The organism is Gallibacterium faecale (genome assembly GCF_027920745.1).
In the GTDB taxonomy this organism is placed as follows: domain Bacteria; phylum Pseudomonadota; class Gammaproteobacteria; order Enterobacterales; family Pasteurellaceae; genus Gallibacterium; species Gallibacterium faecale.
The window spans coordinates 1-16,068 of record NZ_JAQIBB010000059.1; the positions used below are offsets into that span (position 1 = coordinate 1).

Here is a 16,068-nt window from a genome sequence, read left to right on the forward strand (position 1 = left end):
TTTATAACAGACTATTGGATTTACTATGATCTAGAGTTACAAAAAGCGATTTTAAGTTCTGAGGATGTTATGGGGAAATATTGGACTTTAATGGGGCCAGGTTCAAAACGTATTCACTGTAACGGACCTACAAGCTATATCAATTTATATAAATTAAGAGATTTATCTTATTTATATAATTTCTAACTGGATATAAGGAGAATATTAATGAATAACATACAAGAACAAAAAGATAAGGCAATATTAAGTGGGGCAGCATACACAAATTTTTTTGATAAAGATGGACAAAAAATAGCAGATAATAAAACTCTTGAAGGCTCTCTCAGAAAGTATAGTTCTTTTTCTGACGAAGATATCAAGTATTTTACAGATAATTTTGAAGTTATCCATCAACAATTAGAAACTGCAAGTGGTTTCTCAGCAGCTTTGATTAAGGATAAGCGCACTGGTCAATTAACTTTAGCGATTCGAGGAACCCAAGAGCCAATTGATTTTGTTCAAGATATAAATTTAGTAAAGAGTGGACTTGCATTAGAGCAACTAGTGGATGCAACTAATTATCTGTCCAAATTGATGATACCAGTAGGTCAAAAGTATCACCACTTATATTATTAGGCTCTCATACCTGTATTTATGTAAAATGCTTCTTTTGCCAATCGATTAAAATTTACTAAATTCATAATAATCTGTGATTATTATCACAATATAGATACCCCCCCCCCTCCCTATATCTTGATTTTTATTGCTGTCATTAAGTATAGTTATCAATTAAGTATGTATCCCCTGTATAAGGTGAAAAATGTACCATTGGTTAAAGAAACTAGACAGAAGTTTAAATGAAAAAGATCATTCTTGTTATACTATAACTAGCATCTGTTCTGTGATATCTATTTTTTTGCTCTTACCTTTAACTTATACATGGTTGATCTCTGAAATAACGATGCCAATACGTTGTGCTTTGGCAGAAGACGACAAAGTTTACATACCTATGGAGGAATGGAAACAACAAAGAAATTTTCAGAGCGAAGATTTAGAACTATCAAGAACAAATTATTTTTATTTGACACCATCTGAAAAAGAACAAGCTCCTGAATTTATCACATTAGATAATCAAACATACGAATTTAGCCGTGGCAACTTAAAATCTGGTGTTGTTGTTTACGAACGAGAAAAGAATTATTTTAATATTTTTATGACAAATTACTGGATTATTTATGACACTGTGTTACATAAAATAATATCAAATGGTGAAGAAGTATATAATAAATATTCCGTTTTTCTTTTACCTGAATATAGTACATGTAATAGAGAATCTGACTAATAGGTTATTCTGACTAATAGGTTATTCTGATATAGAATATATTAAACAAATTTTTTTGCATATGAGTCAAACAAAAAAGAAAAAAAGAGTTTATTTATTTAAAGCGATAAGATATTTATCGTTAGCCTATTTTTTATTTTGGGTTGGAAAATGTAGTCATGTTATTTATGAGCTCTCAAGATCTGCATTGCCTGCAATCAATTTTCCTGTTCCACTTAAAGCAGATGGTGCTACTTATGAATTTGAATATATTCCACCAAAAGCCAGTTTAAGAAGACAAACTTTATTTCTATATATAGATAATAATGACTATCATTCATGGAAAAAGAAATTAAATTTAGAGAATCAAGATGGTCTTGGATATACATTTACTATACAGATGAAAATTTATCATCAGGATAAACAAGTATTTGAAAATATCTATTCTTATAAAAATACTTATAGTTCTCATTTTATCTATCTTGGTAAAGAACAAAATTATAAAAAAATTGATATCGCAGAGTTTTCTGTTTTTGATACAAAATATCCTAATGATTATTTTAAATTTAAATCAGGAGAAAAATATAAGATTGTATTAAAAGATTTGTGTACTGATCCGGAAATTAAACATTTAAGAATTTATCTAGGTCTAGATGGAGCACCGAATGATAGACTTTATAAGTTTAGAAGCTAACATAGGAAAATCATATGAAATATCTATTAACAATTAAAATTGCAGAATATGGAACAAAATATACTTATCAAAAAGATAGGCATATAGGACAAAAAAGTTGGTAATGATTATTTCTCATAATTCTTACTAACTTTTCTTATTTAAAAAATCCTGTATAAACAATATCTTATGCCTTCTTGTTAAACCACTATGTGGACGTAATTTATCCTTAAGTTGTTTAAATAACCCTTCTATTCGATTTGTCATCTTTTCAATAGTTAATTCAGGATATTTCTCATAGGTAAATAAATAGTTTTCATATCGCTTAAAACTCGCATAAGCACTTCTTAACTGTCTATGTTTATAAGGAAAATAACCACGTTCATTTGCTTTCTCTGACCGCTCATTTAAAAAGACTTGATAACGTAAATACCAATTATGCAAGCGACGATAAAATTCACTCTTGTGACTATTTTTTAAGGTTTTGGCAATAACTTTGAGTTCTTTTCCTGCAAGTGATTGGTGTTTCTTACGTCACTTTCTCATTACCACAGCAACCAGATGAAACTGACACATTTGTGTGGGGTATTCAATAAATCTTTCAGTCATCCTCGCCGCCCATCACAAGTAACAGAGTGAATTTGATAACCTTTTTCTCTGAGTTTATTCATGGCTATTTTGTAATATTCATCTTTTTCTGTTTTCACTCTTTGATGATAAATAAGCTTTACCTGATGGAAAATCTATCATGACAAGCACACCAAAATCACGATGAAAAAAGGTCGTATCAATAATTAAGTTAAGTGATGATTTTGTAGACGAGTTTAATAAGGCTTTTGGCACTTTTTCTAAATATCGACAAATTATTCGAGGCGAACAATGATATTTTTCTGCGAGTTGTTGTTGGCTTTGTTTTCCTTCTGGATAATCTTGCCAAATTTGTTCAGGATTTAATCTCTTCTTAAATGTAAATACCTTATGACATTGAAGGCATTTATAACGCTGAATCTGATTTTGAATACCGTATTTTTGGACAGGATAATTGTGGCAAAATGGACAAGTTTTTATTCATTTTTCAAAATAGTGGCTTAAAGCCTTGTACTATATGCTTTTAAACCACTTTTTACCAACTTTTTTGTCCTATATGCCGAATTATTAATGAAAGCTTATCAATATAATTTTTAAGAAAAAATTTATTTAAGTTAAGAAAATCATTGAATATAAAGTGGCGGAACGGACGGGACTCGAACCCGCGACCCCCTGCGTGACAGGCAGGTATTCTAACCAGCTGAACTACCGCTCCGCAATAAGAGGAAAACTTTAATGAAAAGTGGCGGAACGGACGGGACTCGAACCCGCGACCCCCTGCGTGACAGGCAGGTATTCTAACCAGCTGAACTACCGCTCCGCATTTCGTGGCGTGAATAATAATATCGTTCCAGAATATCGTCAACTTCTTTTTAGAAAATTTGATTTAATTGATGAATTGATAAGCTAAATAGTGAAATTTTTGGCTTTCTTACTAAAACAATGCTTATTTTATTGAGTTTAATTCACTTTGTTATCTATTGAAATTGGCTTTTCTACTCTCCATCTAGGCTAACCTCATTGCAAAAAAGTGACTTACATCACAAAAATAAATTAAAAATAACGAAACTAAGAAAAATTCCTATTTTTTCTAAAGTATCTTCTCAAGGCAGATTTCTCCTATTTGATTAAGATTAGCCCATCTTTTTAGTCAAAATATTAGGGAAATTTTTATGCTTAGTTTTTTACAAGAAGTTAGAAAACCAGTATTAGATCTTTCAGTCGAAGAAAGACGTAAAATGTGGTTTAAACCATTTATGCAATCTTATTTGGTAGTGTTCATTGGCTATATGGCAATGTATCTAATCCGTAAAAATTTTAATATTGCACAAAACGATATGATTGAAACTTACGGATTGACCAAAACAGAACTTGGGATGATTGGTTTAGGTTTTTCTGTCGCTTATGGTATTGGAAAAACAGTGGTGTCTTATTATGCTGATGGTAAGAATACCAAACAATTTGTACCATTTATGTTGATCCTTTCAGCAATCTGTATGTTGGGATTTAGCGCCAGCATGGGTGGCGGTAGTGTTGCATTGTTCCTGATGATTGCCTTTTATGCATTAAGTGGTTTCTTCCAAAGTACAGGTGGTTCTTCTAGTTATTCAACTATTACCAAATGGACGCCACGTAAGAAAAGAGGAACTTTCTTAGGTTTTTGGAATTTATCGCACAATGTTGGCGGTGCAGCCGCAGCGGGTGTGGCATTGTTTGGTGCAAATGTCATTTTTAACGGTCATGTGATCGGTATGTTTATCTTCCCGTCAATTATTGCCTTAATCATTGGTTTTATTGGCTTACGTTATGGATCAGATTCACCAGAGGCATACGGCTTAGGTAAAGCAGAAGAGTTATTTGGCGAAGAGATCAGCGAAGAAGATCGTGCTGCGGAAGAAAACCAACTCTCTAAATGGCAAATTTTTGTGCAATATATTCTAAAAAATAAGGTAATTTGGCTATTATGTTTTGCCAATATCTTCCTTTATATTGTGCGAATTGGGATAGACCAATGGTCACCAGTTTATGCTTACCAAGAGTTAGGTTTTTCAAAAGATGCTGCTATTTCTGGTTTTGCTTTATTTGAAGTTGGGGCATTAGTAGGAACATTCCTATGGGGTTATCTCTCTGATTTAGCGAATGGTCGCCGTGGTTTAACCGCTTGCGTTGCCTTAATTTTGATTGTGTTTACCTTAGAGTTTTATCAATTTGCAACTAATGAATATATGTATTTAGCCGCATTATTCGCTTTAGGCTTTTTAGTGTTTGGTCCGCAATTATTAATTGGTGTAGCCGCAGTAGGTTTTGTACCGAAAAAAGCGATTGCCGTAGCTGATGGTGTAAAAGGAACTTTTGCTTATTTAATTGGTGATAGTTTTGCGAAATTAGGGATTGGGATGATTGCAGATGGGACACCAATTTTTGGTTTAACTGGGTGGTCTGGTACGTTTGCCGCATTAAATACATCTGCTTTAGTTTGTATGGTATTACTTGGTTTTGTAGCAATTGCTGAAGAGAAGAAGATTCGTAGATTGAAAAAATCGAGAATTATGGAAATTAAGGCGTAATTGGTGAGATATGTGGTAAATCATTTACCGCATATCAATTTTTTGATAAATCTATTGAGTACTTTTTAGGTATTTCTGTTTTAATTCGAATTTAGATTTCGCCCTAAAGGGCGACTTCATTTTCTTTGTTTAGGCAAAGAAAACGAAGCAAAAGAAAGCCTACCCTCGCACACTTGCTATTCCTCATTCCAATAAGATTTTCCGGGCGGCAAAAAACAGAGATTTTTCTCACTACGTTCGAAAAATGATCACTTTTTTTGCCTGAAAATCTTATTTGCATTCGGGCAAGTGTGAGAGGGAACCCATTAAGCATTTATTAAGATTTGTGATTAAGTTTGGGGTTGTCAGTAATCTGATATGTGTTAAACCATTTACCGCATATTTTTTATTCGTGTAAAATAGCCGCTTTTTACACAAAGTGAGATAACAAATGATAAATGTGGTGTTAGTTGATGATCACGTGATAGTCCGTTCTGGATTTGCACAATTACTTTCGCTTGAAGAGGATATTCAAGTTGTAGGTGAGTTTGGTTCAGTAAAAGAAACACGTTTAGGATTACCGCGTCTAAAACCTCACGTTTGTATTATTGACATCTCTATGCCAGATGAAAGTGGTCTTGAGTTACTTAAAGATATGCCTGCCACAATTCATTGCATTATGCTAAGTGTGAATGATTCCGATGTCATTGTAAAAAAAGCGTTGGAACTAGGGGCGAAAGGTTATCTTAGTAAGCGTTGCAGTCCAGAGGAGTTAATCCAAGCAGTAAGAACAGTTGATGCAGGTGGTGTGTATTTAATGCCAGAATTAACCCTAAAATTAGTGACACCGAAAAAACAAAATACCGTGTTTGAACTTACAAAAAGAGAACGTGAAATTTGTGAATTATTAGTGTCGGGATTAGATGCAAAAGAAATTGCCGAAAAATTAAATTTGAGTTTTAAAACGGTGCATGTTCATCGTGCTAATGCAATGAGCAAATTAAATGTTAAAAACAATGTCGAATTGGTGAATTTATTTAATCAACAAACCATATAATCTGATGAAAACACTATTTACGCTTATTTATAGCTGGTTTTTAATTGTCTGTACTTACTTCTGTCTGTGGGTAATTTCAGATTATTTGTTAGATAACTCGATCATTGCTTTTTTATTTTTTCCGTTTGCCTTACGAGTGGGAATTTTAATTCATAGTGCAAGGCGTTATTGGAGTGCAGTTTATTTAGCAGAATATAGTGTTTTATTACTTCTGATTTTTTCTTATCCTGAGAATAATTACTTTTCTATTGTGATATTAAGTTTGCTTAGCTTGCCTATTGTATGGAAATTCCAGCAATATTATGTAGGCTCTGAATTTAGACGACTATTACTACAATTAGGATTAATCATTGGGTTGAGTGGGCTGAATGGCTTATTTATTTTCACTGAACCTTTTTATTTTACTTTTTTAATCAGTTTTTCCGCAGGTGTGCTATTAATTCCAGCTTGTTATCTGATTAGTAGTTTTTTATTTGGGACACGCTGGCTACCATTAACCGCAGCACTGGTGAGAAAACCAGTTATCCTAAGAAGTAAGCATATTTTTATTTATATTATTCTGTTTACGTTAAATATTTTAATTCAAACCACATTACCAGAAAGTTTTAATCGTTTTGCCCTGTTTTATTTATCCATTCCAATTATTTTGTTAGCGTTTCAATATGGCTGGCAGGGTGCATTATTAGGTACGTTATTGAATAGTATTGCATTAATGGGAACGGCACATAGTTTCTCTAATTCAGAAATTACCGATCTATTATTAACCCTTTCGGCACAAACGATTACAGGGATCTTTTTAGGCTTAGGTATTCAACATCAACGCGATCTTAATTACAGTTTGTCACGAGAATTAGCGAAAAATAAATATTTAACACGCCAACTTATTAATGCAGAAGAAGCGATTCGTAAGGATATTTCTCGTGAGTTACATGATGAAATTGGACAAAATATTACTGCAATTCGTACACAAGCGAATATTTTAAAAAGAATTAGTGATTCTGTACCGCAAGAAAGAGTAGCCAATATTATTGAACAACTCTCATTAAATATTTATGACACGATGAAAGGGTTATTGAATCGAATGCGTCCTCGTTTATTAGATGATTTAGATTTACCGCAAGCAATCCAAAATTTATTTACAGAATTAGATTTGACGAGTCATGGCATTACAGTGGAATTTAATTGGCAAAATCAAGAGCAGATTACCCTAGATCACGTTCTTGAAATTACACTATATCGGTTATGCCAAGAGAGCTTGACTAATATAGTTAAATATTCTCAGGCGACTTATGTATCCATTCAATTAGTAATAAAAGAAAACATAACGTTGGTTATTCAGGATAATGGTATTGGCTTTGATAAAACGGTGATTGCGGATACAGGATTTGGTATTCGGGGTATGCAAGAACGAGTCAGTATGTTGGGCGGTGAATTTACGCTCGCTTCTGTGATGCAACAACAAAATATTGGTGAGCAAGGAACAACGATAAGGATTACCTTACCAAGAGTGTCATTATGATAACGAAAGAGAATCAACAAGATCAGTTATACCGTTATTGGCGTATTCATTTAATGTTGGCGATGTATGTTGGTTATGCTGGGTTTTATTTTACCCGTAAGAGTTTTAACTATGCGGTGCCTGCTTTGATTACGGATTTAGGAATTGATAAAAGTGATATTGGTTTAATGACTACGCTATTTTATATCACTTACGGTATTTCTAAATTCTTTTCTGGGGTATTTTCTGATCAATCCAATCCACGTTATTTTATGGCGATTGGGTTAATGCTCACGGGAGTGACTAATATCTTTTTTGGTCTATCCAGTTCATTATTTATGTTTATGACGTTGTGGATATTAAATGCGTGGTTTCAAGGCTGGGGTTGGCCTGCTTGCTCAAAATTATTAACTACCTGGTATTCACGGACTGAACGGGGATTGTGGTGGTCGATTTGGAACACTGCACATAATGTGGGTGGAGCATTAATTCCCTTAATTATTGGCTATTTAACCTTACATTATAGCTGGCGACATGGCTTTATTTTCGCGGGAATCAGTGCGATTGTTATTGGTATTATGTTGATGTTACGCCTGCGCGGTACACCAGAATCAATGGGATTACCTAGTGTTGGGCAGTGGCGTAATGATCAATTAGAACTGGCTCAAGAACGAGAAGGGGCTAATCTAAGTTGGCGAGAAATTTTACAGCGATATGTGTTTTTCAATAAATATATCTGGTTGTTAGCGTTAAGTTATACGCTAGTTTATATTGTGCGAACAGCGATCAATGACTGGGGTAATATCTATCTAACCGAGAAATATCACTATGACATTGTTTCTGCGAATAGTATTTTATCGCTATTTGAAATCGGGGGCTTTATTGGTTCACTTGCCGCTGGTTGGGGTTCAGACCGTCTATTTTCTAGCAATCGAGGCCCAATGGCACTACTGTTTGCGATAGGGATTTTCTGTTCAATTTTAGCCCTTTGGGTAATGATACAAGAGAAACGAGTATTGCAAGGGGCAGTCTTTTTTGCGATTGGTTTTTTTGTATTTGGACCGCAAATGCTAATTGGTATGGCAGCTGCGGAGTGTTCACATAAGAAAACAGCGGGAGCAGCGACAGGATTTGTTGGGTTATTTGCTTATTTAGGTGCAGCATTAGCAGGTTATCCACTGGCAATTATTATGCAATATTTCCATTGGAACGGCTTTTTTGTGGTGATCACCTGCTCAGCATCTATGATCGCATTATTATTATTACCGTTTTTGAGATTGCAGAATTAAATCAGCATCTCTCCAGCCCTCTTCATGCTGAAGAGGGAGTCTTTCTATGAATAGTCAAGGTTAGTGATTTTTGGTGAACTTACATTAAGCCGGTTAATCAATATTTATCATTTTAGCGGATTTAATTTGACTGTTTTGGCTAATTAGTGTTTATATTTTCGCCAATTAAGATTAGCTATTTTTGAGCTATTGATTCGTGCCAAAATGTACTGAATACGATTTAAATACTGAGTGATCGCTCCTCTTCATTTATGAAGAGGAGTGAGGAGGAGATGCAGAAATTACCGTAATAACAAATAATTTGTCTGTTTTACCTCTTCCATTACCACGTAAGTGCGAGTGTCATTTACGCCAGGTAAGCGGAGGAGAGTAGTACCAAGTAATTTACGATAAGCCGCCATATCGGCTACACGTGTTTTCAATAAGTAATCAAAATCACCTGAAACAAGATGACATTCTTGAATTTCATCTAGGTCTTGTACAGCGCGGTTAAACTCTTCAAATAAATCAGGTTTACCGCGTACTAGTGTGATTTCAACAATAACTAAGAGAGGAGAATCTAGTAATTCTGGATTGAGCAAGGCCCGATAGCCCATAATAATGCCTTGTTTTTCTAGACGTTTTACCCGCTCTAAACAAGGAGTAGGCGATAAGCCGACACGTTTAGATAATTCAATATTAGAAATTTTACCGTTATGTTGAAGTTCATTAAGAATTTTTAGGTCAATTGCATCGAGTGATTTCACCATCTTTTTCTGACGCATTTTCGTGATTCCTTTTCGGATAAATGTAATGCTTATTATATAAGAATATGAGGCAAAATGACATCAGCCGTACATTATTGTACGGCTGATAGTTTTGTTATGGTAATAATGCTTCTTGATCAGCACCTTCTTTTTCTACTTTCGGTGGCAACATATGTTCACGTTTTAACCCGAAGTTAAGCGCTAATGCAATCGCGATATAGATAGAGGAGAAGGTACCAAAACCAATCCCGATTAATAACGCTAATGAGAAACTATGAATTGTTGGACCGCCAAAAAGTAATAACGCAATCACCACGATTAATGTTGTGATTGAAGTCATTAAGGTTCTTGATAAGGTTTGACTTAACGAAATATTAATAATTTCAACGGTAGATGAACGGCGAATTTTACGGAAGTTTTCCCGTACACGGTCAAATACCACGATACTATCGTTAAGCGAGTAGCCAATTACCGATAAAATTGCGGCAACGAAGGTAAGATCTATCTCTACTTGTAACATGGAGAAGACACCAAGGGTGACGATTACGTCGTGGGCAAGTGCCAGAATACCGCCAAGCCCTAAACGCCATTCAAAACGGAATCCGACATAAACCAATAACATCGCTAAGGTAATGAGAGTGGCATAAATGGCAGACGTGGTGAGCTCTTCTCCGACATTTGGCCCTACGAACTCAATACTGCGAATGTTTACGTTTTTATCAATGTTATCACTAAGGATAGATTTAATATGTGTACCTAAGTTTGGATCGTTAAATGATGCTGGTACGCGAACCATAACATCACGCACACCGCCTGAAGCTTGCACAACCGCATTGTGTAGTCCATTTTCCGCTAATACTTGACGTAATTTTGGTAAATCTGCGGGTTGGGAGAAGGTGGTATCAATAACAGTACCACCAGTAAAATCTAGCCCCCAGTTAAATCCTTTGGTGATAATAAAGAATAATGAAATTACAACGACCAAAAGAGAGAATCCATATCCAATTGCACGATAGCGCATAAAATGGATAAGCTTATACGGTAGTTTAATATCATTAATTGTATCTACTTGATTATCTGCATTTGTTGAATTTTTCATGCTAATTGATTCCATCTCTAAATCGATAATTTACTGACTCGTTTACCACCATAGAGGAAGTTCACGATAGCACGAGTACCAGTAATTGCGGTAAACATCGAAATGGCAACACCAAGAGATAATGTGATGGCGAAACCTTTTACTGGGCCTGAGCCTGCCGCATATAAAATAACTGCAGTCAAAATAGTGGTTAAGTTTGCATCGAAGATACTAGAGAATGCACCACTATATCCTTCATTGATTGCCTGTTGTACTGAACGGCCATTACGCAGTTCTTCTTTAATCCGCTCAAATATCAGTACGTTGGCATCCACCGACATCCCTACCGATAAGACAATACCTGCAATACCCGGCATTGATAAGGTTGCTCCTGGTATTAAAGACATTAAGCCAACTAAGATGACAATATTGGCTAATAGGGCAATATTGGCAATGATACCGAATTTACGATAGTAAACGACCATAAAGAGGACAACGACCGCTAAGCCCCAGATACTAGCTTGTAAACCTTGCTCAATATTTTGTGCCCCTAAAGATGGACCGATAGTACGTTCTTCAACAATTTGGATTGGTGCAATTAATGCCCCTGAACGTAACAATACAGAGAGGTTTTGTGCTTCCGCTGGAGAGTCAATACCGGTAATACGGAAAGTATTACCAAGACGGGATTGAATTGTTGCAACGTTAATCACTTCTTCATGTTTAGTCAGAATAGCTTTACCGTTAGCATCTTTTTCACCACTGTCTTTATATTCGCTATAAACAGTTGCCATTGGTTTACCGATAGCGGTTTTGGTCGCTTCGGACATAATATTACCGCCTTCACTATCCAAAGAGATATTTACCTGCGGACGACCATATTCATCATTCCCTGAATTTGCATCAGTAATATGTTCACCACCTAAGATAGTTTTACGATAAACAACAACTGGTCTGCCATTACGATCGTGTTGTAATTCTGAGTCAGAAGGTACCATCCCATTTTCTGCGGCAGCAACGTTAGCAGTTTGATTAACCATACGGAATTCTAAGGTTGCTGTTGCCCCTAAGATCTCTTTTGCACGCGCAGTATCTTGAACACCTGGTAATTCAACGACGATACGATCAGCACCTTGTTGTTGAACAACTGGTTCAGCAACACCGAGTTCATTAACCCGTTTACGTAAAATTGTAATGTTCTGTTCTACTGCACTGGTTCTTAAACGAGAAAGTTCTGTTTCTGATAAAGTCAAGGTGACATTTTGACCGTTAGCAACGATATCCCAATTTGGATGTTTACGTTTTAGCACACGTACAACATCATCAGGCGAAATTGTGTCCGCAAGAGTGATGACAGTGGCATAGTTATCCGTAGATTGTAGTGCTTTATAAACGAATTTTTCTTTACGTAATTCGGTGCGGAGGTTGTCTTGTAACTGTTCTTGTTGTTTAGCTAATACAGACTTAAGATCAACTTCCATTAAAAAGCGTACCCCACCGCGTAAATCAAGACCAAGCTTCATTGGGCCAGCACCAATATCGGTAAGCCATGCAGGTGTTGCTGGAGCAAGGTTTAACGCAACAGAGTAATTATTACCTAATTTTTCAAGAATTTTATCTTTTGCGAGGAGTTGTTCATCAGTGCTGTTAAATTTAGCAAGAATGGAGCCATTTTCTAAGATAATGGATTTTGCTGAGAGCTTATTTTGATCAAGAACTTGACGAACGTCGGTTAATGTTTGTTCAGTGGCGAGTTGTCCACGTGTACCAGAAATTTGGACAGCAGGATCTTCACCGTAAATATTTGGAAGAGCATATAAAATGCCGATGGCGACCACAAAGATCACCATCAGATTCTTCCATAAAGGGTAACGATTTAACACAATTAAATGCCTTTATGAAAATGAAAAAATTAAAGTGATTTAATAGAACCTTTTGGTAAAACAGCAACGATAAAGTCTTTTTTGATAGTCACTTCGTTAGTGTCGTTAAGTGCAATTACAACATAATCGCTTTCTGCGGAAACTTTAGTAATTTTTCCTAATAAACCACCGCTTGTTAAGACTTCTTCACCTTTCGCTAGAGAAGCCATTAAATCACGATGTTGTTTGTTACGTTTAGATTGTGGGCGGAAAATCATAAAGTAGAAGATTAAACCGAAAATGACTAATAAGAAGATCATTTGCATTCCACCGCCTTGTGGAGCGGCATCTGCTGCATATGCTGTAGAGATAAGACCCATTTTGTTTTCCTTATAATTAAATAATGAAGTAAAAAATTAACTCACTTTGCGTAAGCGCCGTAAAGCGAACGGTAAAAATAGCATAAAAACACAATCTTGTGAAAATGTTCTTTGTGCTGAATTGCTGAAACTGTGGTTTTTTTCGGCAATTACTTTCCCTGCTATTGATTAACAGGGAAAGATTAATTAATTCACTTGATAATGACCTACGCCTAAATCGTCTTCTTTACGAGTACGCTGAATCACAGCTTGTGGTGATTGTTGGATACGTAGCCCCATTTCATCTTCAGTACGCACTACTTCACCACGTAGCGAATTGGTATAAACATCAGTGATTTTGACATCAACAAATTTACCGATCATCTCTGGCGAACCAACGAAATTAACAATACGGTTATTTTCAGTGCGTCCAGTTAATTCCATAATATCTTTTTTCGATGGACCTTCCACCAAAATACGCTGTTCAGTACCTAACATACGACGGCTGAATTGTGCTGCTTGTTGATTGATACGTTCTTGTAACAGATATAAACGTTGTTTTTTCTCTTCTTCGCTAACATCATCTGGCATATCTGCCGCTGGTGTGCCTGGACGAGGAGAGTAAATAAAACTAAAGCTCATATCGAAATTGACTTGAGCAATCAAATTCATGGTTTGTTCAAAGTCTTGATCGGTTTCGCCAGGGAAACCAACAATAAAATCTGAACTAATTTGAATATTTGGGCGTGCTTCACGTAGTTTACGAATAATTGCTTTATACTCTAGTGCGGTATGGTTACGTTTCATCATAGTTAAGACACGATCTGAACCACTTTGCACTGGAAGATGTAAAAAGCTGACTAACTCTGGTGTATCACGATAAACATCAATAATATCATCAGTAAATTCAATTGGATGTGAAGTGGTAAAACGTAAACGATCAATACCATCAATGGCAGCCACTAAACGTAGTAATTCTGCAAATGAACAGATCCCCCCATCATGAGTTGCACCACGATAAGCATTAACGTTTTGTCCTAATAAATTGACTTCACGTACACCTTGTTCTGCTAGTTGGGCAATTTCAAACAATACATCATCAACGGGACGGCTGACTTCTTCACCACGTGTATAAGGCACAACGCAGAATGAACAATATTTATTACAACCTTCCATAATGGATACAAATGCCGTTGGTCCTTCTGCACGAGGCTCTGGCAAACGGTCGAATTTTTCAATTTCAGGGAAACTAATATCGACTACGGAACTTTTACCACCACGAATTTGGTTTACCATTTCAGGTAAGCGATGTAAGGTTTGTGGTCCAAAAATAATATCTACGTAAGGTGCACGTTCACGAATATGTTCACCTTCTTGTGAAGCAACGCAACCACCAACCCCAATAATTAAATCAGGATTTTGTTTTTTAAGATCTTTCCAACGTCCTAATTGATGGAATACTTTTTCTTGAGCTTTTTCCCGAATAGAACAAGTATTTAATAACAGAATATCTGCTTCTTCAGCATTTTCAGTGAGTTCTAAACCATGTGTACTATTTAAAAGGTCTGCCATTTTTGCTGAGTCATACTCATTCATTTGGCAACCCCAAGTTTTAATGTGTAATTTTTGCGTCATTGTGGTTATCAAAAGTTAACTAATTGAAATCATAAATAATGCTATTGAATATAGCGGTATCATTGGTCTGTGAGCGTTTTGTCTTTACCTAGATTATTGGTAAAAAATGTCCACAGGCTCTAAAAAATCGGAGGCTATTCTACCGATTTATCTAGATAATCTCTAGCACTTCATTGAGGTATATTCATCATTTTATCTTAGGCAAGATCAGGTTTTGGAGTAGAATAATTAGCGAGTCATTTAATTAGGGTAACAAGATGGATATGCAGAACAAAAATTATGATTTTATTGTGGTTGGTGGCGGTATGGTGGGAGCAGCTTGTGCAGCAGGATTAGCACAATTAGGCTGTAAAATTTTTGTAGTAGAGCGATCGCCATTACCTCATTTTGCCGAAGGACAGGAATATGATTTGCGTATTTCTGCAATTAGTTTAGGTTCTGTGAATTTATTAGAGCAATTAGGCGCTTGGGAGTATATTAAAACGCGCCGAGTTTGTCCCTATCGCCATTTAAGTACATGGGAAATTGACGGCTTTTCAACAACCTTTTCTGCTACTGAACTTCAATTATCAGAGCTTGGTTATATGGTAGAAAATCAGTTAATTCAAGAAGGATTATGGCAACAATTCCAAAGCTTACCCAATGTGGATTATTGTACCGATACCGAAATTAAAAAAGCTGAACGTACACAACAATGGCAGCTGACCTTAGCAAATGGAGAAACCATTTGTAGTCCACGTGTAATTGCTGCGGATGGAGCAAACTCCCAGTGGCGAGAATTGGCAGGAATAGGGATTACTGGATGGCGTTACCAACAAGATTGTTTATTAATTTTAGTCGATACAGAAGCAGAGCAGCAGGATATTACCTGGCAACAATTTTATCCTACTGGACCTCGTGCTTTATTGCCATTACAAGGAAAGCAAGCGTGTTTAGTCTGGTATGATACGCCAGAAAAGATTGCACAATTACAACAGCTATCTATGCAGCAGTTAACGCAAGCGATTACTGAAGCATTTCCAAAACGTTTAGGAAAGATTGCAGCGATTAAATGTGGTGGTTTTGCCTTAACCCGCCGCCATGCACAACAATATTATAAAAATGGTGTGATTTTGGTTGGTGATGCGGCACACAGTATTCACCCATTAGCTGGGCAAGGTGTCAATCTTGGCTTTAAAGATGTGAAATGCTTATTGGAAAATGTACAAGCTGCATTGAAACAAGCGTCTGGATTAAATCAGGATGATTTTTTAAAACGCTATCAACGACAACGTTATTACGACAATTTATTGATGCAATCAACAATGGATGTATTTTATAAGACTTTCCGTTCACCACTGTTGCCAATGAAAATAGCCAGAAATCTCGCTTTATTAACAGCAGAGCGAGCAGGTATGGTGAAACGAAAAGCCTTAAAATATGCGTTAGGATTATAGT

The 16,068-nt window shown here is 35.9% G+C and carries 15 protein-coding genes and 2 tRNA genes; 9 read left to right on the forward strand and 8 right to left on the reverse strand.

Going from position 1 to position 16,068, the window contains the following annotated elements; genetic code table 11:
• The 4 genes from PF272_RS06400 to PF272_RS06415 form a co-directional block, all read left to right on the forward strand.
• Positions 1-186 (forward strand): hypothetical protein (locus PF272_RS06400; protein ID WP_271142109.1); only part of this gene is annotated, 186 nt, incomplete at its 5' end.
• Between the two features lie 21 nt (positions 187-207).
• Positions 208-615 (forward strand): hypothetical protein, encoded by a 408-nt coding sequence (locus PF272_RS06405; protein ID WP_271142110.1) that lies wholly within the window; start codon positions 208-210, stop codon positions 613-615.
• A gap of 184 nt (positions 616-799) precedes the next feature.
• Positions 800-1,321, forward strand: coding sequence for a hypothetical protein (locus PF272_RS06410; RefSeq protein ID WP_271142111.1), 522 nt, complete (start codon positions 800-802; stop codon positions 1,319-1,321).
• A gap of 61 nt (positions 1,322-1,382) precedes the next feature.
• Entirely contained in the window at positions 1,383-1,994 is a 612-nt protein-coding gene (locus tag PF272_RS06415) for a hypothetical protein (RefSeq protein WP_271142112.1), read from the forward strand.
• A gap of 666 nt (positions 1,995-2,660) precedes the next feature.
• On the opposite strand, the gene PF272_RS13050 is transcribed toward PF272_RS06415, so the two are convergent.
• From PF272_RS13050 to PF272_RS06425, 3 genes are all read right to left on the reverse strand, one after another.
• Complete coding sequence (locus PF272_RS13050) at positions 2,661-3,041, reverse strand: transposase (RefSeq protein ID WP_461782256.1); 381 nt, start codon at positions 3,039-3,041, stop codon at positions 2,661-2,663.
• 158 nt (positions 3,042-3,199) lie between these two features.
• Positions 3,200-3,276: transfer RNA gene (locus PF272_RS06420), tRNA-Asp, on the reverse strand.
• A 28-nt stretch (positions 3,277-3,304) separates the two neighbouring features.
• Positions 3,305-3,381: transfer RNA gene (locus PF272_RS06425), tRNA-Asp, on the reverse strand.
• Positions 3,382-3,733: 352 nt separating this feature from the next.
• Between PF272_RS06425 and uhpT the strand changes: the two genes are divergently transcribed.
• The 4 genes from uhpT to uhpC all read left to right on the forward strand — a co-directional run bounded on the left by uhpT (position 3,734) and on the right by uhpC (position 8,951).
• On the forward strand, positions 3,734-5,128 hold the full coding sequence (gene uhpT, locus PF272_RS06430; RefSeq protein WP_271142113.1) for a hexose-6-phosphate:phosphate antiporter: 1,395 nt from the start codon (positions 3,734-3,736) through the stop codon (positions 5,126-5,128).
• Between the two features lie 430 nt (positions 5,129-5,558).
• On the forward strand, positions 5,559-6,164 hold the full coding sequence (locus PF272_RS06435; RefSeq protein ID WP_065234718.1) for a response regulator: 606 nt from the start codon (positions 5,559-5,561) through the stop codon (positions 6,162-6,164).
• Positions 6,165-6,168: 4 nt separating this feature from the next.
• A complete protein-coding gene (gene uhpB / locus PF272_RS06440; protein ID WP_271142114.1) occupies positions 6,169-7,683 on the forward strand; it encodes a signal transduction histidine-protein kinase/phosphatase UhpB in 1,515 nt (504 codons plus the stop codon).
• Positions 7,680-8,951 (forward strand): MFS transporter, encoded by a 1,272-nt coding sequence (gene uhpC / locus PF272_RS06445; RefSeq protein WP_271142115.1) that lies wholly within the window; start codon positions 7,680-7,682, stop codon positions 8,949-8,951. Before uhpB ends, uhpC begins: the two co-directional genes overlap by 4 nt.
• A 281-nt stretch (positions 8,952-9,232) precedes the next feature.
• On the opposite strand, the gene lrp is transcribed toward uhpC, so the two are convergent.
• The 5 genes from lrp to miaB all read right to left on the reverse strand — a co-directional run bounded on the left by lrp (position 9,233) and on the right by miaB (position 14,631).
• A complete protein-coding gene (gene lrp / locus PF272_RS06450; protein ID WP_271142116.1) occupies positions 9,233-9,715 on the reverse strand; it encodes a leucine-responsive transcriptional regulator Lrp in 483 nt (160 codons plus the stop codon).
• Positions 9,716-9,812: 97 nt separating this feature from the next.
• Entirely contained in the window at positions 9,813-10,796 is a 984-nt protein-coding gene (secF, locus tag PF272_RS06455) for a protein translocase subunit SecF (RefSeq protein WP_271142117.1), read from the reverse strand.
• 17 nt (positions 10,797-10,813) lie between these two features.
• A complete protein-coding gene (secD, locus tag PF272_RS06460; protein WP_271142118.1) occupies positions 10,814-12,658 on the reverse strand; it encodes a protein translocase subunit SecD in 1,845 nt (614 codons plus the stop codon).
• A 29-nt stretch (positions 12,659-12,687) separates the two neighbouring features.
• On the reverse strand, positions 12,688-13,017 hold the full coding sequence (gene yajC / locus PF272_RS06465) for a preprotein translocase subunit YajC (RefSeq protein WP_065235001.1): 330 nt from the start codon (positions 13,015-13,017) through the stop codon (positions 12,688-12,690).
• A gap of 186 nt (positions 13,018-13,203) precedes the next feature.
• The gene (gene miaB / locus PF272_RS06470; protein WP_065235002.1) at positions 13,204-14,631 is read right to left on the reverse strand and encodes a tRNA (N6-isopentenyl adenosine(37)-C2)-methylthiotransferase MiaB; all 1,428 of its coding nucleotides are present in this window, start codon (positions 14,629-14,631) and stop codon (positions 13,204-13,206) included.
• Positions 14,632-14,888: 257 nt separating this feature from the next.
• Between miaB and PF272_RS06475 the strand changes: the two genes are divergently transcribed.
• The gene (locus PF272_RS06475; RefSeq protein ID WP_271142119.1) at positions 14,889-16,067 is read left to right on the forward strand and encodes an FAD-dependent monooxygenase; all 1,179 of its coding nucleotides are present in this window, start codon (positions 14,889-14,891) and stop codon (positions 16,065-16,067) included.
• The last annotated feature ends 1 nt before the right edge of the window (position 16,068 follow it).

Excerpts from the sequence above, each read along its gene's own strand:
- uhpB (WP_271142114.1), top strand. The coding sequence starts at position 6,169 with ATGAAAACACTATTTACGCTTATTTATAGCTGGTTTTTAATTGTCTGT.
- PF272_RS06405 (WP_271142110.1), top strand. The coding sequence starts at position 208 with ATGAATAACATACAAGAACAAAAAGATAAGGCAATATTAAGTGGGGCA.
- PF272_RS06415 (WP_271142112.1), top strand. The coding sequence starts at position 1,383 with ATGAGTCAAACAAAAAAGAAAAAAAGAGTTTATTTATTTAAAGCGATA.
- yajC (WP_065235001.1), bottom strand. The coding sequence starts at position 13,017 with ATGGGTCTTATCTCTACAGCATATGCAGCAGATGCCGCTCCACAAGGC.
- PF272_RS06435 (WP_065234718.1), top strand. The coding sequence starts at position 5,559 with ATGATAAATGTGGTGTTAGTTGATGATCACGTGATAGTCCGTTCTGGA.
- uhpT (WP_271142113.1), top strand. The coding sequence starts at position 3,734 with ATGCTTAGTTTTTTACAAGAAGTTAGAAAACCAGTATTAGATCTTTCA.
- miaB (WP_065235002.1), bottom strand. The coding sequence starts at position 14,631 with ATGACGCAAAAATTACACATTAAAACTTGGGGTTGCCAAATGAATGAG.
- lrp (WP_271142116.1), bottom strand. The coding sequence starts at position 9,715 with ATGCGTCAGAAAAAGATGGTGAAATCACTCGATGCAATTGACCTAAAA.
- PF272_RS06475 (WP_271142119.1), top strand. The coding sequence starts at position 14,889 with ATGGATATGCAGAACAAAAATTATGATTTTATTGTGGTTGGTGGCGGT.
- uhpC (WP_271142115.1), top strand. The coding sequence starts at position 7,680 with ATGATAACGAAAGAGAATCAACAAGATCAGTTATACCGTTATTGGCGT.
- PF272_RS06410 (WP_271142111.1), top strand. The coding sequence starts at position 800 with ATGTACCATTGGTTAAAGAAACTAGACAGAAGTTTAAATGAAAAAGAT.
- secF (WP_271142117.1), bottom strand. The coding sequence starts at position 10,796 with ATGAAAAATTCAACAAATGCAGATAATCAAGTAGATACAATTAATGAT.